Genomic DNA, 24,683 nt, shown 5'->3' with positions numbered 1-24,683 from the left:
ACACAAACAACACAATTTGTGTGTGATTGTTTACGGGTAAAGAAAGCCCGAGTTTCGATGGAGCCGGAGTCGCGTCGAACCAACGCCTCGCCAACGGCTTCGAAACCATCCAGGGTCAGCGAAAGGCTTGCCGCGCCTCGGCGACCATTCGCTTGAGGGCGCCGTTATCGGACCGCTTCGCGATGCTCTCGGCTTCACCGAGGAGGGTCGCGGCCCGCTCGTTTTGTTTCGCTCGCCGCTCGAGGTCGGCCGCGAGGAGCAGGAGGCGCACCTGATCGGCCGGCGTGCCGTGCAGACGCACCAGGTCGAGAGCGGGGGTGAGTGTTGAGGCGGCTGTCGCCCAGTCCTTGTCGAGGCTGTGACCGCGGGCCAGAACCACCAGGGCATCGATCTCGCCGGTCGGCTCCTCGGCCGTGTGGTATGCGGCCACCGCGCGGCGAGCCAGCTCTCGGGCCGCGGGCAGGTTGCCCATGTCGGTTCGAATTCCAGCGAGGAACTGGAGGTCGTCGGCCAGAAGGGCGTGCGCCTGGAGCCGCTCGTGGACCTCGGCCGCTCGTTCGACGCGGGCGATGGCGACGTCGGGAAGGTCGAGATCCATCAGGGCGTCCCCCAGGAGTCGATCCATGGCTGCGGCTTCCTGCTCGTTGTCCAGGGCCAGATACGCCTCGTAGGCCTCGCTGAGCCATTCGACGGCTGGCCCGGCCGCGTCGCGGATCAAGTCGACCCGCCCCATCTGGGCCAGAATCGCGGCCTTGCGTTGGGGGTCGTCCAGGAGATGGGCCAATTCCAGGGAACGCTCGAGGTGTTTCAAAGCGGATTCGAAGTCTTCCTGCTCGGTGAATGCGTAGGCCAGGAGCAATCTCGCGTCAGATTCATGGTCGCGGTCGATTGCCTGGGAGAGCAGGGGGAGGGAACGGGTTAGCGACTCGACCCCGGACTTTGGCTGGTTGAGATGAAGTTGGGCCTGTCCGATCAGGAGCCAGTCGTAACCCTCGAATCCCCGATCCTCACGTTTGGCATCAAGGGAGCGGGCGGCGTTCCAGGCGGCGATTGCTGCCTCGAGGTCGCCCAACCGCTCGTGGCAGCAGCCGATCGCCCGTGCGGCATAGGCTTCATATCGGAGGTCGCCAAGCTTGGCCCGTGAAGTGCGTTCGGCCTCGTAGAGAGGGAGCGCAGCCGCGAAGTCTCCCGCCTTAAACTGGCGGTCGGCCTCGGCGGCTTGCCCCATGGCCTCGGCTTCCACCTGATCCTGACCGGGCTGGTCATCACGGGCCGCTGACCCGAGGATCCCAGCCAACAGAACCCCGGCCCACAAGGGCAGGAACGTGATCGATCGCATGGAGCAGACGCCCCTTGGTCTCATCGCTTCGTTTTGATGCCGTAATCCACCTTGAAGGTCGGCGGCACAGGCTCGCCTTGGCTTACCGGTTCACCGAGAGCGGGAGGAGTTCGCCGTTTTCGCTTGAACCGATAGCGATCCAGGATGATCACGAAGGAAGGTACCAGGATCGGGCGGACCAGAAACGTGTCGAGCAGGACGCCGAGACCGAGCGCAAACCCGAGTTCGCGAAGTGCGGTCAGGCTGCCCGTGAGCATCGAACCGAAGGTGCCCGCCATGATCAGGCCGCAAGAACTGATGATTCCGCCCGTATGGGCGATCGCCAACCGCGTGCCCTCGACCACACCGTGCCGTTGCTCTTCCTCGATCACCCTCGACATCAGGAAGATGTTGTAGTCTTCGCCCACGGCCACCAAGATCACGAACAGGAAGAAGCCGACTTTCCAGTCGAGTCCAACCCAGGGGTCAGGACCATGGTGCAATGTCTTGAAGACCAACTCAGTCACACCAAGTGACGCGAGGTAGCCGAGGATGACCGTCACGATCAAGTAGAGGCAGATCCCAGGCCGTCGCAGCAAGAGGACCAGGATGACGTAAACTCCCAAAGTGACCAGCACATACATCCGGCGCTCGTCGTTGGTCGTCACCTTCTTGAGATCGTTGACGGCGGCCGAAGCCCCCACCAGGCCAACCTTCGTCGCCCCTTCAATGACTCCGCCCGCGTTCATTTTGCCGCGCACGGTCGAGTAGGCCGTCTCCAGGGCCCGCAGGGCCAGTTCGGAGAACGGGTCGGTATCAAAGACGACGTCGATCTTGGTGATGTGGTTGAGGTCGGCCTTGGTGAGCGGATTCATGCCGACGTAGCGCGCATCCACGGCTGGTTTGATCGCGCGTTCCATGTAGCGTTCGATCAGGCTCTTCTCGGCGTCGGGGACTGGAGGTGTCCCCAATGGCTGAGTAATCGAGCGGACCTCGGCAACATTGGGGACCCGTACGAGTTCTTTGCTGAGTTCAGCAATTTTGGCACGCCCGGCATCGGACCGGAAATCCAGGTTGGGATGGTGAATGAGGAGCGTCGTGGGACTGAGCTCACCGACGGCGAAGTAGCGCTGAACGATCTTGGCACCCACGACACTGTCTTGATCGGGATTGAGATCGGCCAGCTGGCTGTAGTTGGGCTTGGTCCGAGCTCCGACGACGGCCAGGGGGGTCAACGCGATCACACAGAGCGCCAGGATCCGGACTGGGTACTTCACCACCAAGTCGGCCACCTGCATCCAGAAGCCCGACAGCGGAACTTGCTCGAGGCTCTCTTGCTCTCGGTTGGCGCCCTGGGTGTGGTGCGGCTGGCGGAATGGCCAGAAGACCGCGGCACGAAGCCAGTGAAGTAGCACCGGCGCGAGCGTGAGCGCGGCGAACAACGCGATCGCGAGGCTGAGAGCGATCGCCGGACCAGTGTATTGGATCTTGGCGAAGGAGGAATACCAGAGCATTCCCAGGCCGACGATGACCGTCCCGGCGCTGGCGACGAGGGCCCCACCGACCTGGCTGATCGCCTCGCGCAACGCGTCATCGCGGGACCGCCCCTTGACCAGCTCTTCACGGTAGCGGGCGATCAGGAACAGGCAGTAGTCCGTCCCCGCTCCGAAGAGAACGACGATCACAAACACGTTCGTGATGTTGATGACCTGGAAGTTCAGCCCCGGCAGCTTGGTCAGCAACGCGATCGACATCATCGACGCCCAGACCGAGAGCGCGATCGTCAGCAACGGAATGAACGCCAGCAAAGGAGAGCGGTAGACGATCAGCAAGATCACAACGACCAACGCGATCGTGGCGTTGGTCGTGTTTTCGATACTCTCATTCGAGGCGCTATTCATGTCGTGACCGACCACGGCCGATCCGGTGAGGGCCAGGGTCAGGCCGGTCGGCATGGGCGGGAGGGTCTTCAATTCCTCCTTGATCTTCTCGACGGCCACCCGAGTCGACTTTGCGAGGTACGTTCCGTTGAGCGACGCAATCGTCAGCGCCGCTTGCCCGGTTCCATCTTTGCTGGTGCCGATAAGTCGCTTGCCGATGACCGGACTGCGGTAGGTCTCAACCTTTTTGATCCCCGTCATCGGTTCGTTTTCGCGAATCCGATTCATGGTGTTGATCAATTGGTCGACAAACGCAAAATCTTCCTTGTTCAGGCGTCCTTGCTTGCGTTCGGAGATGATTACGACCTGAGAGCTCGAAGCATCGCGGGGGAAACCCCGTTCGAGCAATTCCTGCCCGACCACACTGGGATAGCCGGGGGGAAAGAAGCGAACGTCGTCGTCCTTGCTGACCTGATCCCACGATGGGGCGACGGTCCGTAGCAGGGCGAGGAACGCCACCCAGCCCAGAACGACGATCCAACCTCGCCGAATGACCAGGTTCGCGATCGATTCAAACATAGAGGGGTTTCACATTCATAAAGCGAAAACCGATGGCGATCCCGGCGACGCTTCGGGCCATTGGTTGATCGGTACGCCCGGCCGTCGATCGCTCCTAACTTCCAACCACGGAACATAATGAAACGATCTCCCTCTGTCAAAGGCATTTACGGAGGGGAAGCGGGCAGGGCGGATGGTTCCGTCAGCCGTTGTGGTAAATGGGGGGGACTTGCCTTGCGCCCTAAGATAAATTATTCAAGGCCGAGCGGAAGTCCGCCGGTGTATCGATAGGCCCTGTGAGGATCGCATTTTCCGTGCCCGCATCATCTGTTCGTAACCTGTCTCGCCAGTGGGTTGATCGTCTGGCCATCTACCGTCGCCACCGGAACGACGAACATCTCGAAGCTCTGGTCGAAGAAGCGCTCCGCTTCACTGGGTTCCACTTGGAAAATGATCTCTCCGGTTCCGATTATTGGTCGAAAGCACCGCTGGCACGCCGTGTCGCGGTTCTCCTGTTCTTGGTCGATCGCGGTGTGGTCGTTCGGACGGTGTCGCAGGGTCGGCGGGTGTTCGAGCCGATCGAGACCGCGGAAGCTTGGGTTGCCAACCAGGATGAATTGGCTCCCTACCGAGTTGCGACCCTCGAATTGATCGCCGCACTTCGCCGTGAGCAATCGCGCCGCTCGCGCCCTTCTTTCTCCTGATCCCGTCCCATTACGCTTGTCGTTCTCGCGATCTCCTCGGATTCCGCCGAGCACCGTTCCATCGCGTCGGGCAGCCGCTTGAGTTGGCTCGACGCGCGGGTTAGGATGCCGAGCAATCCGGGGAGCGATCGATCTCCGCGCCCCGAACCTGGCCGACTTCTCGAGCCGCGATCACGGTGGGGATGAACGATGACGCTCAAATTCCGATGGCAAGCCCTGTCGATTCCGATCCTGGCTCTCTTCGCGGTTGCGTCGGCCGCTACGGTCGGTGCCCAGGATTCGAAAAACCAAGAAAAGTCGATCACGCTGTTTAACGGGAAAGACCTGGCAGGCTGGCACACCTTCATCAGGCATCCCAAAGCGAAGGTCGAGGTCGACCCCCGGACCGATCCCAAGGGGGTCTTCAAGGTCGAGGACGGCGTCATCCACATCTCGGGCGAGGAGTTCGGCTGTCTGACGACCGACAACGAATTCGAGAACTATCGTCTGACGGTCGAGTTCAAGTGGGGTACCAAGAAGTGGCCTCCCCGCGAGAACGTGGTGCGCGACTCAGGAATTCTGGTCCATTGCGTCGGGCCCGATAAGGTCTGGAACAAATCGATCGAGTGCCAGATCCAGGAGGGTGACTGTGGCGACTTCTGGATGGTGGACGGCACCACGCTCGTCGTCGACGGCAAAACCGAGACCCGGTTCAAGAAGAAGAAAAAGGACGGCGAGAAACCGACCGGGGAATGGAACACCGTCGAGGTCATCTGCGACGGCGACAAGGTGACCAACATCGTCAACGGCGTGGTCGTCAACGAAGGGACCGAAGCCAGCGTCACCAAGGGCAAGATCCTGCTCCAGTCCGAAGGCGCCGAAGTCTATTACCGCAACATCAAGCTCACGCCGCTTTCCAAGTAGAGTCGTGACGGCTTCGCCGAACCCGTTTTTCCCTACTTCCGTGCGATCGGCCATGGCATCATCGTCGGCCTAAAAATTTCCGTAGGGTGGGCACGGCCCACCATCTTGACTTTGCTTTGGCAATGAGATCGGGATGGTGGGCCGTGCCCACCCACCCTACGGATGAAATTTGATTCTGGCCGCGGATCAATCGCTACTCGTTGATGAGTTTATGACGAGTTAGGCGATGCTTTGCTAAGGCCGAGGCGAGCGCTGCGCACGCCTCGGCCTTGACACCAAAATCGACATCATCCAGGAGGCCGGTGATCGTTGCCCGGGCCTCCTCTTCGATTTCGCCCATCCACAATAGATCTCGTAGGCGACGGCCTCGCGTGGCAGCGGCCAGGGCAAGCGCCCCGCCTCGGCTCAACTTCCGGAGTTCCTTGGCTGCCTCGCAACCTCGATCCTCGTCATCGCCCACCAAAGATGCGGAATATTCGGCGATCGCCTCAGGGATTTCTTGGTTATTTTTAGTTATGCGGTCTTGTTGAATGATTGATTGGGTTGTGGTTCGGAGCCGGCCCGGCCAGCCGGCGGTTGATGGCGAACGACCTTGCGTATCACGAAATTTAGACTCAGAAGACTCACGATTGCGGGTACCAGGATTGCCGTTTTGATCGCCCAAGGTTCGCCAAGAATGGGCCCAAAAGCGACACCATTGGTATCGACTTCCCTGTAAAACGATCTGACGAGGGCCCGGTGCTCGAGCATGATGACCGCAACGATGATCACTGCCGTCATCAATCGCCGTACCGTGAATCTGGGAAATCGCATCGTATGCGGCTCGATGGATGAAGGTCGCCCTGTCTCCATGAGAGGAGACTGTTCACGCCCTACCTCGCAGGATCGACGGCTTCTGGGTCTGAGAATGGTGAGCCGTGGTGGCTGGCGTGAGAAATTCCATCACGGCACGCCCTGGGAGTGGCAACGGGTAACTCGAGGAATGGCGGCATCTCGTCATTTTCGACAAGTTCGACGACCTGCTCCGCCGCAAGGTCCGCACGATGGAGAAGTCCTACCGGAAGCTCTCGATTTCCACGCCCAGGAAATATGCGGGCTGGGAAGTCCCCATGCTTTCACGCTTGAGTCGTTCGGCCGTGTGCCATTTTTCAAACGCGGCCTGAAAAGTCGGCCCAAGGGACGGTGGAGCATGGAGAACCAGATGTTCACTTCAATGAGTCAATCGCTTCAGATTGGTCATTGGGCCTATATGACGCAAACGCGTCCCGGCGTTTTTGAGTCAGTGCGACGGCCTGGGACCACAGTCGATCGTTTCTTGACACCCGCCCCGCCGCTCCCTGGTCCGCGGCGGAGATCGTTAAATTGTGCATGTGTTGATAATCGTGTCTGTTGCCCGGCCAATATTAGGGGGCGATACGGTGTGTCGCTCTCGGCCTTGTGGAACTCAACCCTTGTGAGCACCGCTTTGCAAGGGGGAGTGGTTCACAGCCTGTTCGGCTGACCTGATTCGTTGAGGGCTCCCGCCAGGGTGCCGCACGCCGCCTGGATGTCGGCTCCGCCCGAGTAGCGGCGGGCGACCGGTTGGCCGACGTACTCGGTCAGGCTGTCGCGAAAGGCCGTCATCTCGGCCGCCGTGGGAGGGAGGAAGCGACCCGTCGGGTCGGTCACGTCGATCAGGTCGAGACGCACGGGCGTGTCTCCGATCAACGTTCCGAGTGCCTTGGCGTCGTCTTGGCCCACGTTCTCACCCGAGATGCAGACGTAGGAGAGCATGACCCTGTCTCGTCGCGACTGGGCGTGACGACGCGCCGCGGCCATGAGCTCGGCCACGGGTGTCCGGGCCGCAATGGGAACGAGTCGGGCACGCTTCTCGTCGGTCGCAGCCCCCAGGCTGATCGAGAGGCGGAACTTGTGTCCTTCGGCCGTGAACCGGTCGATCTCGGGAACGAGGCCGACGGTGCTGATCGTGATCGCCTTGGCGGAGACCTGGCCGCCATGAGGACAGCGAAGCAATTCAGCCGCGGTGATCACCCGGTCATAGTTGAGGAAGGGCTCGCCCATCCCCATGAATACGACCCCGGTCACTCGCCGCCCTTGCGAACGCGCTCGATCGCGGGCCTGAACCCACTGGTCGAGGATCTCCCAGGTCGCTAGATTACGCCGTTTCTCCATCTTGGCCGTGGCGCAGAAGACGCAGCCCATGGCGCAGCCGACCTGCGAGGAGAGACAGAGGCTGACCGCTCCCGGGCGATGGAGGGGAATCAGGACGGTTTCCACCGCCAGGCCGTCGTGCGTCAGGAAGCGGATCTTCTCAAAGCCGTCCTGGCTTGAGGTGACGATCCGATCTTGAATGAGGCGGGGCAAGGTCCCGATGGCGTCGCTCAGGCGGCGCGGGACCTGGAACGAGCGTCCCCAGACGGCGGGGTCGTGGATTCCCTGGCCAAGCACGGCCGAGAGTAGGCGGCGTGAGGCCAATTCGTTCGCGCCGAGCTGCTGTGCTTGTTCTCGAAGCGCGTCGGGTCGTAGTTCGCGTGGGTCGAGCACGTTGGCCTTCGAAAATCTCGGAAAAATGTGGTCGACGTGACTTTGATAGCTCTTACACTAGCGAGCAGACCGGTCTTTCGCCAAGTGAAAGGAAGGCCGCACGACGATCGGGCTGTCGCAAGGCGCGGGGTTGAAAAAAAATGGAGGTCGATCGAGTTCTGAAGCCAACCTTCTGTCTCGTTCGTTCGTAACAATGAAAACTGCGAGCTGAGACCTTTTGGGTCGGCTCGGTTTTCGTTCGTTTTTTTTGAATCCAAAGTGGATCAACTCGAGGGAGATGAATCCAGTATGAATCGCAATGTGATTGCGTGGGCGGCACTTGCCGTTTCTACCGGGGCCTTGGTGAACTCGCAATATCTGACGCGCCAGGTTCCCGCCGCACCCAAGACGACCGCCGAGAGTAAGAAAGTGGCGGGTGCGCTCTCCGACGCATTCGCTTCGGTCGCTGAGTACACCAAGCCGTCTGTCGTTCAAATCAGTGTTCAACGCAAGGTGGGCAATACACCTCGCGCCCTTGGCAACGGCCGTGGGTTACCTCCCGGAATGCCCCGGGGCAACACTCCCAAGGATCTGGAGGAGTTCCTCCAGGAAATGCGGAAACGCTTCAATCCTGAAGGGGGACCCGAGCCCCAGCAATTCGGTGGAATCGCGCAGGGGACTGGCTCTGGTTTTGTTTATGATGACCAAGGCCACATCTTGACCAATAACCACGTCGTTGCTGACGCCGGCAAGATCGTCGTCAAGTTCCATGATGGTGTCGAGGCACCTGCTCGGATCATCGGGACCGACCCCAAGTCGGACGTCGCCGTCATCAAGGTCGAGAACACGAGCTACCCGGCACTGGGCGCTGGGAATAGCTCCAAGGTTCGCGTCGGCGAAATCGTGATGGCCGTCGGTTCCCCGTTCGGCTTGAGCCAGACCGTGACCACCGGTATCGTTTCGGCGACCGAGCGAAACGACCTGGGGATCAACGATGCGAATGACGCGTACGAGTCATTTCTCCAGACCGACGCTTCGATCAATCCGGGGAACTCGGGTGGGCCACTCGTCGACATGGACGGACGAGTCATCGGCATCAACTCGGCGATCATGAGCGGAGGCCGCGGGGGCTTCGGCGGTGGTGGAGGCGGCAACGACGGAGTCGGCTTCGCGATCCCGATCGACTTGGCCTCGAACGTGGCTGATAAACTCATCAAGGACGGCAAGGTCAGCCGCGCCCGAATCGGAGTGGCGATCGGCAACCTGTCGCCCGCCGAAGCCAAGATCCTGGGAGTCGATCCCAAGACGAAGGGGGCTTTGGTTCAGCAGGTGGTCCCTGGCGGCCCTGCCGAGAAGGCCGGTCTGAAGCAAGGTGATGTGATCGTCGGCTTCAACGACCAGCCGGTCCTTAGCGTTCCCAACTTCCGCCTCAACGTGGCGGCTAGTGAGATCGGCAAGCCCTACGGTTTGAAGTACTTCCGTGACGGCAAAGAGCATTCGACCAACGTCGTTCTCGGGTCGGCCGACGCGGTGCTCTTTGAGGTGGAGAAAGAAGCAGCGGCTCCCGAGAAGCCGGTGGTTGAAGAGGCTCCCAAAACGGCAATCACGGACTTCGGCCTCGAGGTTCAGCCCTTGACCGAGGAACTGGCAAAGGGCCTTGGACTGAAGGAGTCTGAGGGGTTGCTGATCACGTCCGTCAAAGAAGACTCCCCGGCATCGGCGAAGGGGCTGGAATCGGGGATGGTCATTACGCAGGTCATTCGTGACAAGAAGATCCAACCCGTGAAGAGCGTCAAGGAGTTCCAGGAGCTTTCCGACAAGTCGGACGACCTGATGATCTTCATCAAGTCGAGCAAGATTCCCGGGGCCTTCGTCACCTTGAGCAAGCTCAAGAAAGACTAACCTCATCCGCAACAGCCGGACTCCCAGGATCGGAACTGTCGATCCTGGCTCGGTGAACGCAGGTGAAAAATCGACAGGGCCGGCGTTGGAGATTCTCCAACGCCGGCCCTGCGACATTTATCGATCATCCGGACGGGCCCGTGATCGGGCGATGAGTCTGGGTGCATGTCTCGAGATTCGGCGGGACGTCCTGGTGGCCAGGTTCAATATCGACCGAAGCCCCCTCGAAATCGCGAAAAAAAGTCTCCCCTTCGGCTGCCCCGCAACCTGGCGAGCAAATCAAGCACGTGCCGGGGTGCGTCGCGGACGATGGTTCGGTATAGTTAAAGTCGGGAACCGTATAGACGTCGAGCGCGGATCGCGACTGTTGGTCGGATCCGCAAGGGCCGCCCCTGGACCGCGGCAAGGACGGCCCTTTTCGGACTCGCGAGGAAGCCTGGCGCGATGAGCGATCCTACGACCAATCCTGACTCGGTCGATCCTGAAGATATCGAGTTTGCACCGCGTGTCCGCGGTCTGCCGCCCTACCTGTTCGGCAAGATTAACGAGCTGAAGTACCGGAAACGCCGCGATGGCATCGACGTCATTGACCTCGGGATGGGTAACCCAACGGATCCCCCTGAGGAATGGGTCGTCGATAAGCTCTGTGAGGCGGCCCGAGACTCGAGGAACCACCGCTACAGTGTGGCGTCGGGGGTCTACAACCTTCGCCGCGAGGTAGCCGTGCGGTACGAGTCTCGGTTTGGGGTCAGTCTTGACCCCGATCACGAAGTGGTGGCAACGATCGGTTCGAAGGAAGGGTTCAGCCACATGTGTCTGGCCCTTCTCGGGCCAGGCGATACCGCATTAGTGCCCGCGCCGAGCTTTCCGATCCACGTTCATGCCATTGCCCTGGCCTCGGCGAATGTGATCGCTCTCGACGTCCGCGATTCCCAGGCCTTCCTGGCGAACGTCGCTCGAGTCTGCGAGAGCCTGTTCCCAAGGCCCAAGATCCTCGTCCTCAACTATCCTCACAACCCGACTGCCACGGTCGTCGATCGTGCCTTCTTCGAAGAGATCGTGGCCCTGGCCAAGAAGTATCACTTCTTCGTCATCAGTGACTTCGCCTACGGCGATATCAGCTTTGATGGCTGGCAGGCCCCCAGCTTCCTTTCCGTCCCAGGCGCCAAGGACGTCGGTTGTGAATTCACGACCATGTCTAAGGGCTACAATATGGCCGGTTGGCGGGTTGGTTTTGCCGCGGGCAACCGGCAAATGCTCAACGCCTTGAAGGCGATCAAGGGCTACTACGACTACGGCATCTTTCAGGCGGTGCAGATTGCGGCGATCGTGGCGCTCAGGCACGGCGAGCCGGGTCGCCTGGCGCAGGTGGCCGAGTACCAGATGCGCCGTGACGTGTTGGTCGACAGTCTGAACCGGCTCGGCTGGCAGGTTGATCGACCGAAAGCGAGCATGTTCGTGTGGGCGGCCATCCCCGAGCCCTGGCGGTCGAAAATGGGATCGATCGACTTTGCGATGAAGCTTTTGGAGGAAGCGGAGGTCGCCGTCAGCCCAGGCCGTGGGTTCGGCGAAGCGGGAGAAGGCTACCTCCGACTGGCCTTGATCGAAAATGAACAGCGGCTTCGGCAGGCCGTCCGACAGATCGGTCGCTGCCTGAAGCCGGAGAAAGCCATCAGTTAAGCCCGCTCTCCGGCCGCGACGAGAATCCATGAACCGGTCGCGGATCCGCCGTTGTCACGTGCAACTTGATCTTGAATCAAGTCGCACGTGACAACGTCTCGGGAGGTGTTTCCATGATTGACTGCGCTTACTGTCAACGCCCGTTGATTTGTGACGGTTGCCAAACGCCGTACCTGCCACCTTCGCAGGAATACTACGAAGCCCTCTCCCGCCCCGAGATCCCCATCCTCTGTCCCAATTGCGAGCAGATCATGGTCTGCCACTGGTGCAAGACCCCCTATGATGGGCAGGGGGATGAGGTTGAAGAGGGCTCGGGGGCTTGAGCCTGAGCACGGATCGCCTAGGCGTTCGTTCGGTTCTGCGGATCTTGGGACGGGGTGACATTCAGAGTTCGTGCCGGCGGCGCGGGATCGATCCGGCCGAAGATCATCCGTCCTGCGCTGGTCTGGAGGACACTGGTGACGGTGAGACGGATGGTCTCCCCCAGGTGATAACCGCCTTGCTCGGCGACGATCATCGTGCCGTCGTCGAGGTATCCAATCCCCTGGCCGGGCTCTTCGCCGCGTTTCAGCAGTTTGACGGTAAGGCCCTCTCCCGGCAAGACGATCGGCTTGAGTGCGTTCGCCAGGTCGTTCAGGTTGATCACCTCAACCCCCTGAAGCTTGGCGATCTTGTTCAGGTTGTAGTCGTTGGTGACCACCTTGCCCCCGAGGTGTTTGGCCAGAACGACGAGCCGTTGATCCACTTCACGAATCCCGGCGAGTTCGGGGATCTCAGAGTCGTGGATCTTGACCTCAACCCCCGTGGATTTCTGCAGCCGATTGAGAATGTCCAGGCCGCGGCGGCCTCGGTTTCGCCTTAGCTTATCCGAGCTGTCGGCGATTCCCTGTAATTCTTGGAGCACGAATCGAGGGACGATCAGCGGTTGGTCAATCACCTTCGTCTCGGCGACGTCGGCGATCCGCCCATCGATCACCACGGACGTATCGAGGACCAACGGACGCGATCCCTTGACTTCCTTCGAGAATTCCACGTACGGAATGATGAACCGGAAATCATCTTTGGTCTGGAGCAAGGTGCTGACGCAGACGTAGCAGATGCAGATCATCATGAACCCGGAAACGCTGTTGCGCACCACGGGCATGAGGTAAAGGTCCAGCGACGGCTGCAACGCGTTCTGAATGAGGTCACTGAGCAAAACCCCGACGATGATACCAAAGTAAATGGCGGAAATCGTTTGGATCCGCTTTCGTGGCGTCAGGATGTCGGTGACCATGATCACGATGGCCCCGACCAGCAGCCCTACAAAGACAAGATAGGGATTCGCCAGTTGGTTTTCGCCGACGGTCCGTGCAATACGGACGGCCATTCCGGCGACGACCAAGACAAATAGAGCGCGGATCATATATAAAAGCATGGCCAATTACCTTTCCCACATGGCCTGAAATACCTGCTTTCGACGAACCACGAGCGAGATTGGAACCTGCGGACTGGATCAACGCTCGGGGGCGGTCGCCAGTTCCGCCGCCAACCGGTCATAAAATTCCAACAGGCTCTCGACGATCACCTTGGTCTGACCAAGGACCGGCATGAAGTTCGTGTCGCCATCCCACCTCGGCACCACATGCCAATGGAGGTGCCCAGGGAGCCCCGCGCCGGCCGATTTTCCCTGATTCAACCCGATGTTATACCCCTGCGGCCTCAGCATGCGGTCGAGGATGCCCACCAACTTGCGAACCGTTTCGATCGGCTCGGTCAGGTCGGCCCCCGACAACTCTCCCAGCGTCCCTCGATGGACCAAGGGAGCCACCAACAAATGGCCGTTGTTATAGGGGAACCGGTTCAGGACGACGACTGAGTGCGCTCCCCGCCAGACTAGCAGGTTGTCGCGATCGTCGCGGCTTGATATGCCCCGGCACAGAAAACAGCCAGGGTCCGTTTCGGCCCCGGCAGAGGCCTCTCGGATGTACTGAGCACGCCAGGGAGCCCAGAGCCGATCCATAACGCCACCACGTCCCGCCTGAGGTACCGGAGACAAACCACCCGTCGCCACCACGAAACCGACGGCGCACAAATACCGTCAGGCGGCAGAGGACTCCCCAGAGTGGAATGATGATACCACTCCAGAGATCGTTTGTCGCGACCCCAGTCGATTTTCCCTGTCTTTTTGCGGACGTGTTACGCCAAAATAGACCAATGTTGCCGTCGATGCCCGCCGCTTTGGTCGACCGCCAAACGACTTCACTGACAACAACTTGGGTTGGTTCTCCTCCCGACTGCTACTCCCCGGATACGCCCGAACCTACCAGGAGAGCGGCGTCCAAGGCTGTCTCCGAATTCATTCAGTGAAGGGTTTGCCGCTCCCAGAGTGGGTACATCCGTGCCCAGGCGCGACCGGCGACTTGATCGTTGGGGACCAAGACTAACTTACCCGTACCCGCGCGACGGTGGGACCGTTCAACGGGAGTCATGAGCACATGTCCCGTTGGGACTATGAACGCAAGTTCATCGGGCGTCGCATCGAACCGGAGCGAAGCGTCGGGCCGAACTTTTTTGCCATCGACTTGTAGCCGATTTCGTGACCATTCCACTTCCTGCCCGGCGCGTGCCACCACACGCCCCACATGGGTATCATCCCAGGGCGAGAATCGGAGCCAGACCCAGTCGCCGTCACGCGGCGATTGGCTCCGAAACGCCCAGAAATTCACCAGATAACCATCCATCCCCGAGACGCCGTCCATCGCTGGCCAGGCCACCAGCGACGCCACCAGGACGGTGGGCGTGTAGACCCCCAGCGCCAGCCCTCCCGAGGCCGAAAGCAGTGGCATCCAACGCCCGAACCCAGGGAAGGCGCTCTGCCGGAGGACATCGACCGCCGACACCACATGCGTCCCAAACGCAAAGGCCAGGAGCGCCAGGCCCATCCGCGTTCCCCAGGAAAAGACCCCCACGCCCATTGCCATCGCGAATGAACCGAACAGGACCGCCGCCCGTTCCCGCTGTCGCCAAGTCCACTGAACATATCCAGGAATCAGGATTTTCAGGCCGGCGCGCGACTTCCCCCGCAACTCGTGATCCCCCGACCGAACCTCCCGTGCTTCAGTTCGACCGCCCGAGTGCATCACGCTCCACTCCTCGAACTCGATTGACGGACTTATGACGCTAAATCCTTCCGGATCCAGTGCCGAGTCAATCTCCCCGTCACTCAAGTCTGACAACAGTCAGAGGATTCCGCAAGAGCCCAAAGTCGATTCGATTGGTTGCTGGGTACTTCCGCATCGCTTCGTGAGATTAGCGATATTGGATTGTGAATTGGCCCATGCAATGAGTGGTTCGCCCGCGATTTCGGAAAATTGAGCGGAAAGTCGCGCCCGGACGCTTTTGCGTTTAGAGGATCCCGTGATCCTGAAACACCCGCGCCAGGGGGATTCCGGCGCGGAGGGCGTCCCGCGTGGAATTTTCACCGCTCAACTTGGTCCAGGAGCGTTCCAGGACCTCGGTCTCGACACATTTTGGGACGATCACCACGCCATCGGCGTCACCAAACACCAGGTCTCCAGGATGGATGAGGATCCCATCGATCATGACGGGAACGTCGTAGTCGACGACAATACCGCGGCCGCACGAATCATACGGACGTCGGCCAGTGCAGAAGACGGGAAATCCCATGGCCTGGATTTGCCGGGAGTCGCGCACCAGGCCGTCGACCAGGGCGCCTCGGCCGCCTCGGGCCACGCTGGCCGTTGAGAGCAGCTCGCCCCACGGAACGATCTCGGTCGCGCGGTTGACGGCCATCACGAAGACATCGCCGGGCTGGAGCGAGTCGACGGCGGCAATTTCCTTGTCGTAGGGGCGGGGCGGCACATGGAACATCGGCGCCCAGACCGTCGTCTTGGCGCGGCCGACAAGGATCAGTGACTCGTCGAGCGGCCGAATATCGGGCTTGAGCGCTCGGTCGCGGTATCCCGAGGCGTCACAGGCGTCACTGAGCAGACCGGAATAGAGAGACTGTGCAATCCAGTCGAGGCGTGCCTTGTCATCAGCGAAGTCGGGTAGTGTCATGGCGGGATCGGACCGTTTCATCGAAAGAAGAGGGGTGGCGTGTTTCGAGGCGAATTCCACAAATCCGCGGGAAAAGCGTACGACAGGTGGGTTCAAAAATCGATGACCGAGTGAGTTTCCTGCGCACCAGGCTGAGGAAGGTTCCCAATCGAACAAGGCTTGCCGCCTCACGTATTATAGATGTACGATGATCGGATGATTCGTCTGGGATCAGACTTGACCGTAGCTGCGAACCTGATACGATATTCTCCCTTTGACCTTGAGTTTTCCTCGGACTCTGCTTGTGCTCCACACCAAATCGGATTGAGATTCTCGGCCGGTTCTCATTGGTGTGCCTCTCAGTCAGAAATTCCGGCCACCCCTTCAACTCGTCCTGGAACGGCGGGTTGAGCCATTCCCGGCCTCATTTAAGACCGGTTTCTCTCAGGCCAAAGGGCGTTCCACCCTTTGCGACGCGATCGCGACAACAACTACTATGGAAAACCTTCGCAACGTCCGGAACATCGGGATTTCGGCCCACATCGATTCTGGTAAAACGACGCTCACCGAGCGAGTCTTGTACTACGCCGGCCGGATCCACGTCATCAGGGAAGTGCGTGGCGAAGGTGCGGTCATGGACCACATGGAGTTGGAGAAGGAACGAGGGATCACGATCACCTCGGCCGCCACGACCGTCCACTGGGGGGACAAGAAGGTCAATATCATTGACACCCCTGGTCACGTCGATTTCACGGTCGAGGTCGAGCGTTCGCTCCGCGTGCTCGATGGTGCGGTGCTGGTCCTCTGCGCCGTCGCAGGCGTGCAGTCCCAGTCGATCACGGTCGACCGCCAGATGAAGCGGTACGCAGTTCCCCGGCTGGCGTTCATCAACAAGATGGACCGCACCGGCGCCAACGCGAACAACGTGATCTCGCAGCTGGAGAGCAAGCTTGGCTTGACGGTTGTGCCCTTGCAGATCCAGATCGGCTCGGAAGCGAACTTCCAGGGGATTGTCGACCTGATCAACCGCCAAGCCGTCTACTTCGACGGCGAGAAGGGGGACACGGTTCGTCGTGAGCCGATTCCCGCCGACCTGGTTGACGCCGCCGAACGCGCTCGTCAAGGGATGCTCGAGGCGCTCTCGCTCGTCTCCGACGAGCTCATGGAGTTGCTCCTCGAAGAGCAAGAGGTTCCGCTCGAGCTGATCCACAAGACGATCCGCGAGGGGACGATTGCTCAGCGGATTTGCCCCGTGCTCATTGGCACCGCTTACAAGAACAAGGGGGTCCAGCTCCTCCTTGACGCGGTGAGCGATTACCTGCCGAGCCCGCTCGATCGCGAGATCCACGCCAAGGATAATAACGACGGCATGGCCGAGGTGGCGCTGGCCCCCGACGCCGAGCTGCCGCTGGTGGCGATGGCGTTCAAGCTCGTCGAAGAGGCGTTCGGTCAGGTCACCTACATGCGGATCTATCAGGGCACCCTCAGGAAGGGGGAGTTCTACCTCAACGCACGTCAGCGCAAGAAGGCGCGGATTAGCCGCATCCTTCGCGTGCATGCCGATCAGAAGGAAGACATCGACGCGGCCGGGGCCGGCGACATCGTCGCGGTGATGGGCCTCGAGTGCGCGACCGGTGACACTTACTGCGCTGAGGGGACGAACGTCTCGCTCGAAAGCATCTACGCCGCGGATCCGGTCATCGACCTGTCGATCATCCCGACCAAGCGGGCCGACTACGACAAGCTGTCGAAGGCCTTGAATCGGTTCATGCGTGAGGATCCGACGTTCCGGGTTCACGTTGACCCCGAGACGAGTGAGACGATCATTTCCGGCATGGGTGAGTTGCACCTGGAAATCTATGTCGAGCGGATTCGCCGCGAATACAAGGTGGACTGTACCGTCGGTGCGCCGAAGGTCAGCTACCGCGAGTCGCCGACCCAGTCGACCCCGTACAACTACAAGCACCGCAAGCAGACCGGTGGCTCGGGCCAGTTCGCCCACGTTGTCGGTGTGTTGGAGCCGTTGGGGGCCGAATCCGCCGAGACGTTCGTCTTCGAGAACAAGGTCACCGGTGGCCGAATTCCGAGCGAGTACATCCCCTCCGTCGAGAAGGGCTTCCGCGACTCGCTGGGCAAGGGACCGGTCGCCGGTTTCGAGGTCATCGGCGTCAAGATGATTCTCACCGACGGGTCGTATCACGACGTCGACTCGTCGGACATGGCGTTCCAGATCTGTGCTCGCGACTGCTTCCGCGAGACCTTCCGTAAGTCGGCTCCGGTACTTCTGGAGCCGATCATGAAGGTCGAGGTGGAGACACCGACCGAGTTCCAGGGGCCGGTTACCGGTCAGGTTTCCTCGAAGCGGGGCGTGATCCTCGGCACCGAGAGCCGTCAAGGGTTCGCGGTGATCCTGGCGGAAGTGCCCCTCTCCGAAATGTTCGGCTACTCCAACGACCTGCGGAGCATGACCCAGGGCAAGGGGAGCTTCAGCATGGAGTTCCTCAAATACCAGAAGGTCCCCGCTCGGCTCCAGGAAGAAATCGTCAAGAAGGCCACGACCGAGAAGGCAGGCGCCTAAGCCTGATTCTCGCCCCACACGCAACGTAAGCAAAGACGCCCGGTCCCCTTCTTTTTTTTCAAAAGAAAAAGGGGGGTCGGGCGTTCTTCCTTTTCCAATCCAAGGAGTGACGAGGAGAGACATCGGGCTTGAGCCAAGCCGGATTCGATGCAATGATCTGTTGTCTTCGTTTCCGGACGATCAGGCTGTCGTTCTTGAGCCCTCCGGTTCCCCATTTGGATTTGATTCCCTCCGCTCGCCGCTTCCCTTTTTTTTTTGGCTCATCAGGCAAAGTCCGATGGAGCGGGGGGGCGAGGCACGCACGATTGGAATCCGTAGTCGAAAGGACACCGAAGGGATGCGAGTCTTGATCACGGGGAGCCGGCTTCATCGGCTCCCATCTTTGCGAGGCCTATCTTGAACGCGGCGACGAGGTGCTCGTCCTCGATGATCTTTCCACCGGCAGCATCGAGAACATCCGGCACCTCCGCAGCCACCCGCACTTCCACTACACGGTCGATAGCGTTCACAACCATCCGATCGTGGCGGAACTTGTTGACCAGTGTGACGTCATCATTCACCTGGCGGCGGCCGTGGGGGTCAAGCTGATCGTGGAGAGCCCGGTCCGGACGATCGAGACCAATGTGCATGGGACCGAAGTCGTGCTGGCTCACGCGAACAAGAAAAAGAAGAAGGTGTTAATCGCCTCAACCTCCGAGGTCTACGGACTGAGCACCCAGGTCCCGTTCCGCGAGGACGGCAACCTGGTGATGGGGGCGACGAACAAAGGGCGCTGGAGTTACGCCTGCTCGAAGGCGATCGACGAGTTTCTCGCCCTGGCCTACTGGCGTGAGAAGCATTTGCCCACGGTGGTCGTCCGACTCTTCAACACGGTCGGTCCCCGTCAGGTCGGGCAATACGGCATGGTCATCCCGTCCTTCGTCAAACAGGCCCTCGCGGGCCAGCCGATTACCGTCTACGGAGACGGCTCCCAGACGCGCTGCTTCGCTCACGTGGCCGACGTGGTTAATGCTCTGGTCAAGCTCGTCGATCATCCGTCGGCCGTCGGCCAGGTCTATAACATTGGCTCCAGCGAAGAAGTCTCCATCGGCACGCTGGCGAATCTGGTCAAAACGCTGAGCGGTTCGACTTCGGAGATCGTTCACATCCCTTACGGCGAAGCCTACGAAGCCGGGTTCGAGGACATGCCTCGTCGTGTCCCCGACGTCTCCAAACTCAGCGCTCTCATTGGCTTCAAACCGGAACGAACGCTCGAGGCGATTCTCGAAGCGGTCATCGCGTTCCACCGTGGCCTTGCCGCGAATACCATCCCCCCCCAGGCTCACACCCCAAAGAGTCAAGCCTAAAGTCGTTCCCCGCCCCCGAGCACCGCGGTCCCAGGAGCGAGCCCATCCACCGGTTGGAGCCGCGAGCGCTTGGGGCTGCGCCACCCCGTCCGAGGGGAGGGCAGGTCGAGTCTTGACGCTCCGATCTAGAATCGTTAATCTTTGTCCTTTCATGAGTTTACGAACAATCACGGTGGGCCGCGCGGGCCTGGGAACGCACGTGGCGGTCACCGGGGGAATGTCGCAGCGACCGAGGAGCTTGTAATACCGATGTCCGATCCGCAGAAGTTTGTTTATTCGTTTGGCGGTGGCAAGGCCGATGGCAAGGCCGAGATGAAGACCCTGCTCGGCGGCAAAGGGGCCAACCTGGCCGAGATGAGCGTTCTTGGAATTCCCGTCCCCCCCGGCTTCACGATCACCACGGAAGTCTGCGCCAAGTATTACGATGAGGGCAAGAAACTGCCCGAAGCCGTGAAACCGCAGGTCCAGGCTGCAATCGCACAGATGGAGTCACTGGTTGGCGCCAAGCTCGGCGACCCCACCAACCCGCTCCTCGTCAGCGTCCGCTCGGGTGCCGCGCTGTCGATGCCCGGAATGATGAACACGATTTTGAACCTGGGCCTGTCCGACACCGTTGTCGAAGGTCTGGCCAAGAAGACGGGCAACCCCCGCTTCGCGTACGACGGCTATCGCCGCCTGATCGACATGTTCGGCTCGACCGCCATGGGAGTCGATCACGAGCACTTCGAGCACGAACTTGAGTCGCTCAAGAAGGCCAAGGGTGTCAAGAACGACACCGACCTCAGCGCCGACGACTTGAAGGTCCTCGTCGAGAAATACAAGGCCGTCTACAAGGCCCACACCGGCACCGACTTTCCCCAGGATCCGATCGAGCAGCTCTGGGCGTCCATCATGGCCGTCTTCAATAGCTGGATGGGGAAGAAGGCCGTTGAGTACCGCCGGATCGAGCGGATCAGCGGACTGAAGGGGACCGCCGTCAACGTTCAGGCGATGGTCTTCGGCAACATGGGGACCAACTCGGGCACCGGCGTCGCCTTCACTCGCGACCCGAACACCGGGGCCGACGAGTTCTACGGTGACTACCTGATCAACGCCCAGGGCGAAGACGTCGTCGCCGGCATCCGGACCCCTGAGCCGATCGCTCAGCTCGACCAGGAGATGCCCAAGGTCTACGAGCAACTGCTCGGGATCCGCAAGACGCTCGAGTCGCACTACAAGGAAATGCAGGACATCGAGTTCACCGTCCAGGACGGTACGCTCTACATGCTCCAGACCCGCTCCGGCAAGCGCACCGGCTCGGCCGCCGTCCGGATCGCCGTCGAGATGGTTCAGGAAGGCCTGATCGACCAGAAGACGGCCCTCCAGCGCGTGAACCCGGAGAGCCTGAACCACCTGCTCCTGCCCCAGCTCGACCCCAAGGCCAAGGATAAGCCGGTCGCGCAAGGCATCGCCGCCAGCCCCGGCGCGGCATCAGGCAAGGTGGTCCTCTCGGCCGAAGCGGCTGTCGCCCATGCGGAAGCCCACCCCGACGAGAAGATCCTCCTCGTCCGCAAAGAGACCAGCCCCGAGGACGTCGCGGGCATGCACCTGGCGTCCGGCATCCTCACCTCGACCGGTGGCAAGGCGAGCCACGCCGCGGTCGTCGCCCGAGGCTGGGGTAAGCCCTGCGTCGTCGGTTGCGAAGCAGTCCGGATCGACGAGAAGGCCGGAACCGTCCGGGTTGGCGAACACACGGTCAAGGCGGGCGACTTCCTCACGATCAACGGCACCACCGGTGACGTCATGATCGGCCAGGTCGCGACCGTCGCCCCCTCGATCTCGGGGCACTTTGCCACCTTGATGGAATGGGCCGACAAGATCCGGACCTTGAAGGTCCGCACCAACGCCGACACGCCCAATGACTCGGCCAAGGCCCGAGAGTTCGGCGCCGAGGGGATCGGCCTCTGCCGGACCGAGCACATGTTCTTCGGTGATCAGCGGATCACCGCGATGCGCAAGATGATCGTCGCCGACGACGTCGAGGGGCGCAAGGCGGCTCTGGCCGAGCTCGAACCGTTCCAGAAGGCGGACTTCGTCGGCATCTTCGAGGCGATGGACGGTCTCCCCGTGACCATCCGCCTGCTCGACCCGCCGCTGCACGAGTTCCTCCCCCACGACGAAAAGGGGCAGGCTGAAGTTGCCAAGCAACTCGGTGTCACCGTCCAGAAGGTGAAGGACCGGGTCGAGCAGCTCCACGAGTTCAACCCGATGCTCGGGTTCCGCGGTTGCCGCCTGCCGATCGTCTACCCGGAAATTGGCGACATGCAGGTCCGGGCGATCATCGAGGCGGCCATCGAAGTCAAGAAGAAGGGGAAATCGGTCCTCCCCGAAATTATGATCCCCCTGGTCGGGACGATCGAAGAGCTCGTCTTCGTGAAGACGCGAGCGGTCGCCGTGATCGACGAGGTCATGAAGCAAGAGGGGACCAAGGTCGACTATCTCATCGGCACCATGATCGAGGTGCCCCGCGCTGCCTTGACCGCCGACAAGATTGCCGAGGAGGCCGAGTTCTTCTCGTTCGGCACCAACGACCTGACCCAGATGACGTTCGGCTTCAGCCGTGACGATATCAAGGGCTTCATGCCGACCTACCTGCGAGAGAAGATCTTGCCGGTCGACCCGTTCCAGACCCTCGACGCCAACGGCGTCGGTCAACTCATCGAGATCGGCGTCGCCAAGGGACGCAAGGCTCGCAAGGAGAAGACCGGCGAGCACCTCAAGGTGGGGATCTGCGGCGAGCACGGCGGTGACCCCGAGAGCGTGGCCTTCTGCCACGTCGTGGGCATGGACTATGTTTCGTGCTCCCCGTACCGCGTGCCCATCGCCCGGCTGGCCGCGGCCCAGGCCGTCCTGGCCGAAGGCAAGACGATCAGCCGCGACCGTTGATCGACCCTGAACGGTGGGTGCCCTAATCCTTGAGGCCGTCCGAGTTACACTCGGGCGGCCTTTTTTTGTTTATTCCCGGGTAGGCGGCAGCCGAAGATTGGCTGGATGGGTTCCGGCTGCACGCATCGTGCCAATTGCCGGGATTGATGGGATTTTATTAATTGGTGGCAGGCTGTCATGGTTCCATGATACAACCCCTCCTTTTTCTCTCGGGGTTGCTTGTCGTCGTCGCAGGGCTGTGGTAACGTTGATTTTATCGATTTCGTCATCTCTTTCATGCGATCGACTTATGCTGGGTGCCGCCCATACGTGACCCACGATTTTGATTGTTTGCGGATCCGACGTTCCCCCACACACAGACTTTCGCACGAACCCCCAAAGGTCAGGATCACACGCCGCGGTCGCCCTCTTCAGATGGGCTGACCTCGGACATGCTCCCGACACGCTCGCTGGTTTTCCGGAGCCTCACTCCCATGGCGAAGCAAGGCCGAGAATGGACCGACATCCTGGTTAAGCGCGGTGTCATTGGACCCGATCAGATGCGGGAAGCGCAGTCGATGAACCATCTTCCCGTGGAGGAGGCGCTGGTCAAGCTCGGCTATGCCGGGGTTGACGAGATCATGAAGGCCAAGGCCGAACAGCACGGCATGGCTTTCGTTGAGCTTCGGGAAATCGAAATCCCCCCGTCCGTCATCGAGTTGGTGCCCGAGTCGCTTGCCCGTGAAAACATTGTGATGCCCTTGTCGCAAGAGAGCGGCGCGATCAAGGTCATCATGCACGACCCCAACGCCTTCGAGACGATCGACAAGCTCCGCTTCGTCTTGAACCGCGAGATCGAGGTCGCCCTCGCCCCCAAAGAGGCCATCGTCGAGGCCATCAACCGCTACTACGGCGGCTCCTCGACCGAAACCGAGTCCGTCGACTCCATGCTTCAGGAATTCACCGACACCGCGATCGACTTCTCGGAAGACGTCGGCGGTGGCGGCAAGTCGGGCAGCGGCACCATCGGCCTGGAAGAGGGCGACGCCCCGGTCATCCGGCTCGTCCACCTGATCATCCAGGAAGCCGTGAACATGCGCGCTTCGGATATCCACATCGAGCCGTTCGCCGACCGGGTCCGAATCCGCTACCGGATCGACGGCGTCTGCATGGAACGCGACTCCCCGCCCCGCCGCCTCCTCGGGTCGATCGTCAGCCGTATCAAGATCATGGGCTCGATGGACATCGCCGAGAAGCGCCGGCCCCAGGACGGCCGCATCAAGATGCACGCCGCCGGCAAGGACATCGACTTGCGGGTCAGCGTGCTCCCAACCAGCCACGGCCAGTCCGTCGTCATGCGGATCCTCGACCGTGAGAACATCAAGGTCGGCCTCCGCGACCTCGGGTTCGGTGAAGAGGACTGGAAACGGTTCTCCTCGATGATCAAACGCCCCAACGGGATTTTGCTCGTCACCGGCCCGACCGGCTCGGGCAAGACGACCACCCTCTACGCCGCCCTCAACGAGCTGAACCGACCGGACGTGAAAATCATCACGGCCGAAGACCCGGTCGAGTACTACCTGCCGGGCGTCAACCAGTGCGAGGTGCGTGCGAAGATTGGGATGACGTTTGCACGCATCATTCGAGCCATGCTCCGACAGAATCCGAACATCCTCCTGGTCGGCGAAATCCGCGACGAAGAGACCGCCAACACGGCGATTCAGGCCTCGCTGACAGGACACTTGGTTTTTAGTACATTGCACACGAACGATGCGCCCAGTGCTGTAACGAGACTGGTCGATATCGGGGTGCAGCCGTTCCTGGTGGCTAGTTCGGTCATGGCGATCATGGCACAACGTTTGGTCCGCAAAGTGTGTCCCAAATGCCGGGTCCGCTACGAGCCGCCGGCTCACGTCTTGCAGGGTATCGGCCTCAAGCCGGAGATCGCCAAGAAGGCGAATTTCATGAAGGGCAAGGGGTGCTCCCACTGCAACAAGTCGGGGTACCGCGGACGCATGGGGATCTACGAACTGCTGACCATGACCAGCCAGATCCGTGAGATGACGTTCAAGGGGGATTCCACCCAGAATCTTCGGAGAATGGCTCGAAAACAGGGGATGCGCACTCTTTTCGAGGACGGGATGGTCAAGGCGTTGAAGGGGCTCACGACCATCGACGAGATCCTCCGGATCACCCAGCACGACAGCGCGGCGGCCGCGCCCACCCCGGCGACCCCGGCCAAATGACTCGCGCACGACCCGCTCGATGAGGGTCATCACTCTGGGGCGTTTTCCGACCCAAAAGAGGGGGCTGCCACCACGCCGAGTGGGGCGGTCACCCTCGGTT

The 24,683-nt window shown here is 60.8% G+C and carries 16 protein-coding genes and 1 pseudogene; 9 read left to right on the top strand and 8 right to left on the bottom strand.

The features are described from left to right. Positions 1-115: 115 nt before the first annotated feature. Both V5E97_RS20360 and V5E97_RS20355 read right to left on the bottom strand, forming a co-directional pair. Positions 116-1,339 carry a tetratricopeptide repeat protein gene (locus V5E97_RS20360; RefSeq protein ID WP_406701108.1) on the bottom strand — a complete coding sequence of 408 codons (1,224 nt, stop codon included), beginning with the start codon at positions 1,337-1,339 and terminating at the stop codon, positions 116-118. 20 nt (positions 1,340-1,359) lie between these two features. Further along, positions 1,360-3,777, bottom strand: coding sequence for an MMPL family transporter (locus tag V5E97_RS20355; RefSeq protein ID WP_406701107.1), 2,418 nt, complete (start codon positions 3,775-3,777; stop codon positions 1,360-1,362). A 293-nt stretch (positions 3,778-4,070) separates the two neighbouring features. On the opposite strand from V5E97_RS20355, the gene V5E97_RS20350 reads away from it, so the two are divergent. Together V5E97_RS20350 and V5E97_RS20345 are read left to right on the top strand one after the other, a co-directional pair. Next, positions 4,071-4,460: a hypothetical protein gene (locus V5E97_RS20350; protein WP_406701106.1), complete on the top strand. Its 390-nt coding sequence runs from the start codon at positions 4,071-4,073 to the stop codon at positions 4,458-4,460. A 189-nt stretch (positions 4,461-4,649) separates the two neighbouring features. Continuing rightward, on the top strand, positions 4,650-5,363 hold the full coding sequence (locus V5E97_RS20345; protein ID WP_406701105.1) for a 3-keto-disaccharide hydrolase: 714 nt from the start codon (positions 4,650-4,652) through the stop codon (positions 5,361-5,363). Positions 5,364-5,556: 193 nt separating this feature from the next. Here the strand turns inward: V5E97_RS20345 and V5E97_RS20340 are convergent, their stop codons facing one another. Together V5E97_RS20340 and rlmN are read right to left on the bottom strand one after the other, a co-directional pair. Next, positions 5,557-6,027 carry a hypothetical protein gene (locus V5E97_RS20340; RefSeq protein WP_406701104.1) on the bottom strand — a complete coding sequence of 157 codons (471 nt, stop codon included), beginning with the start codon at positions 6,025-6,027 and terminating at the stop codon, positions 5,557-5,559. 818 nt (positions 6,028-6,845) lie between these two features. Then, complete coding sequence (gene rlmN / locus V5E97_RS20335; protein ID WP_406701103.1) at positions 6,846-7,907, bottom strand: 23S rRNA (adenine(2503)-C(2))-methyltransferase RlmN; 1,062 nt, start codon at positions 7,905-7,907, stop codon at positions 6,846-6,848. Between the two features lie 288 nt (positions 7,908-8,195). Between rlmN and V5E97_RS20330 the strand changes: the two genes are divergently transcribed. The 3 genes from V5E97_RS20330 (at position 8,196) to V5E97_RS20320 (ending at position 11,791) form a co-directional block, all read left to right on the top strand. Beyond that, complete coding sequence (locus tag V5E97_RS20330; RefSeq protein WP_406701102.1) at positions 8,196-9,788, top strand: trypsin-like peptidase domain-containing protein; 1,593 nt, start codon at positions 8,196-8,198, stop codon at positions 9,786-9,788. Positions 9,789-10,232: 444 nt separating this feature from the next. Then, positions 10,233-11,468, top strand: coding sequence for an aminotransferase class I/II-fold pyridoxal phosphate-dependent enzyme (locus tag V5E97_RS20325; protein WP_406701101.1), 1,236 nt, complete (start codon positions 10,233-10,235; stop codon positions 11,466-11,468). Between the two features lie 113 nt (positions 11,469-11,581). Further along, entirely contained in the window at positions 11,582-11,791 is a 210-nt protein-coding gene (locus V5E97_RS20320; protein ID WP_406701100.1) for a hypothetical protein, read from the top strand. 17 nt (positions 11,792-11,808) lie between these two features. On the opposite strand, the gene V5E97_RS20315 is transcribed toward V5E97_RS20320, so the two are convergent. The 4 genes from V5E97_RS20315 to V5E97_RS20300 form a co-directional block, all read right to left on the bottom strand. Further along, positions 11,809-12,885: a PIN/TRAM domain-containing protein gene (locus V5E97_RS20315; RefSeq protein ID WP_406701099.1), complete on the bottom strand. Its 1,077-nt coding sequence runs from the start codon at positions 12,883-12,885 to the stop codon at positions 11,809-11,811. A 78-nt stretch (positions 12,886-12,963) separates the two neighbouring features. Next, positions 12,964-13,470: an HIT family protein gene (locus V5E97_RS20310; RefSeq protein WP_406701098.1), complete on the bottom strand. Its 507-nt coding sequence runs from the start codon at positions 13,468-13,470 to the stop codon at positions 12,964-12,966. A 340-nt stretch (positions 13,471-13,810) separates the two neighbouring features. Then, positions 13,811-14,590 (bottom strand): S26 family signal peptidase, encoded by a 780-nt coding sequence (locus tag V5E97_RS20305; protein ID WP_406701189.1) that lies wholly within the window; start codon positions 14,588-14,590, stop codon positions 13,811-13,813. Between the two features lie 265 nt (positions 14,591-14,855). Further along, positions 14,856-15,530 carry an RraA family protein gene (locus tag V5E97_RS20300; RefSeq protein WP_406701097.1) on the bottom strand — a complete coding sequence of 225 codons (675 nt, stop codon included), beginning with the start codon at positions 15,528-15,530 and terminating at the stop codon, positions 14,856-14,858. A 475-nt stretch (positions 15,531-16,005) separates the two neighbouring features. Between V5E97_RS20300 and fusA the strand changes: the two genes are divergently transcribed. From fusA to V5E97_RS20280, 4 genes and pseudogenes are all read left to right on the top strand, one after another. Further along, positions 16,006-18,087, top strand: a complete 2,082-nt coding sequence (gene fusA / locus V5E97_RS20295; protein WP_406701096.1) for an elongation factor G — start codon at positions 16,006-16,008, stop codon at positions 18,085-18,087. Positions 18,088-18,424: 337 nt separating this feature from the next. Beyond that, positions 18,425-19,433 (top strand): annotated as a pseudogene (locus V5E97_RS20290) (GDP-mannose 4,6-dehydratase). 249 nt (positions 19,434-19,682) lie between these two features. Next, a complete protein-coding gene (gene ppdK / locus V5E97_RS20285) occupies positions 19,683-22,358 on the top strand; it encodes a pyruvate, phosphate dikinase (RefSeq protein WP_406701095.1) in 2,676 nt (891 codons plus the stop codon). Positions 22,359-22,831: 473 nt separating this feature from the next. Then, a complete protein-coding gene (locus V5E97_RS20280; RefSeq protein ID WP_406701094.1) occupies positions 22,832-24,583 on the top strand; it encodes a GspE/PulE family protein in 1,752 nt (583 codons plus the stop codon). The last annotated feature ends 100 nt before the right edge of the window (positions 24,584-24,683 follow it).

It is taken from the genome of Singulisphaera photorubra (assembly GCF_045290345.1).
In the GTDB taxonomy this organism is placed as follows: domain Bacteria; phylum Planctomycetota; class Planctomycetia; order Isosphaerales; family Isosphaeraceae; genus Singulisphaera.
This window is presented reverse-complemented; position numbering and strand designations above follow the sequence as displayed.

What these genes read in the sequence shown, in the direction of transcription:
- V5E97_RS20360 (WP_406701108.1), bottom strand. Translation starts at nt 1,339, where the DNA reads ATGCGATCGATCACGTTCCTGCCCTTGTGGGCCGGGGTTCTGTTGGCT.
- V5E97_RS20355 (WP_406701107.1), bottom strand. Translation starts at nt 3,777, where the DNA reads ATGTTTGAATCGATCGCGAACCTGGTCATTCGGCGAGGTTGGATCGTC.
- V5E97_RS20345 (WP_406701105.1), top strand. Translation starts at nt 4,650, where the DNA reads ATGACGCTCAAATTCCGATGGCAAGCCCTGTCGATTCCGATCCTGGCT.
- V5E97_RS20330 (WP_406701102.1), top strand. Translation starts at nt 8,196, where the DNA reads ATGAATCGCAATGTGATTGCGTGGGCGGCACTTGCCGTTTCTACCGGG.
- V5E97_RS20325 (WP_406701101.1), top strand. Translation starts at nt 10,233, where the DNA reads ATGAGCGATCCTACGACCAATCCTGACTCGGTCGATCCTGAAGATATC.
- V5E97_RS20320 (WP_406701100.1), top strand. Translation starts at nt 11,582, where the DNA reads ATGATTGACTGCGCTTACTGTCAACGCCCGTTGATTTGTGACGGTTGC.
- V5E97_RS20315 (WP_406701099.1), bottom strand. Translation starts at nt 12,885, where the DNA reads ATGCTTTTATATATGATCCGCGCTCTATTTGTCTTGGTCGTCGCCGGA.
- V5E97_RS20310 (WP_406701098.1), bottom strand. Translation starts at nt 13,470, where the DNA reads ATGGATCGGCTCTGGGCTCCCTGGCGTGCTCAGTACATCCGAGAGGCC.
- V5E97_RS20305 (WP_406701189.1), bottom strand. Translation starts at nt 14,590, where the DNA reads ATGCACTCGGGCGGTCGAACTGAAGCACGGGAGGTTCGGTCGGGGGAT.
- V5E97_RS20300 (WP_406701097.1), bottom strand. Translation starts at nt 15,530, where the DNA reads ATGACACTACCCGACTTCGCTGATGACAAGGCACGCCTCGACTGGATT.
- fusA (WP_406701096.1), top strand. Translation starts at nt 16,006, where the DNA reads ATGGAAAACCTTCGCAACGTCCGGAACATCGGGATTTCGGCCCACATC.
- ppdK (WP_406701095.1), top strand. Translation starts at nt 19,683, where the DNA reads ATGTCCGATCCGCAGAAGTTTGTTTATTCGTTTGGCGGTGGCAAGGCC.
- V5E97_RS20280 (WP_406701094.1), top strand. Translation starts at nt 22,832, where the DNA reads ATGGCGAAGCAAGGCCGAGAATGGACCGACATCCTGGTTAAGCGCGGT.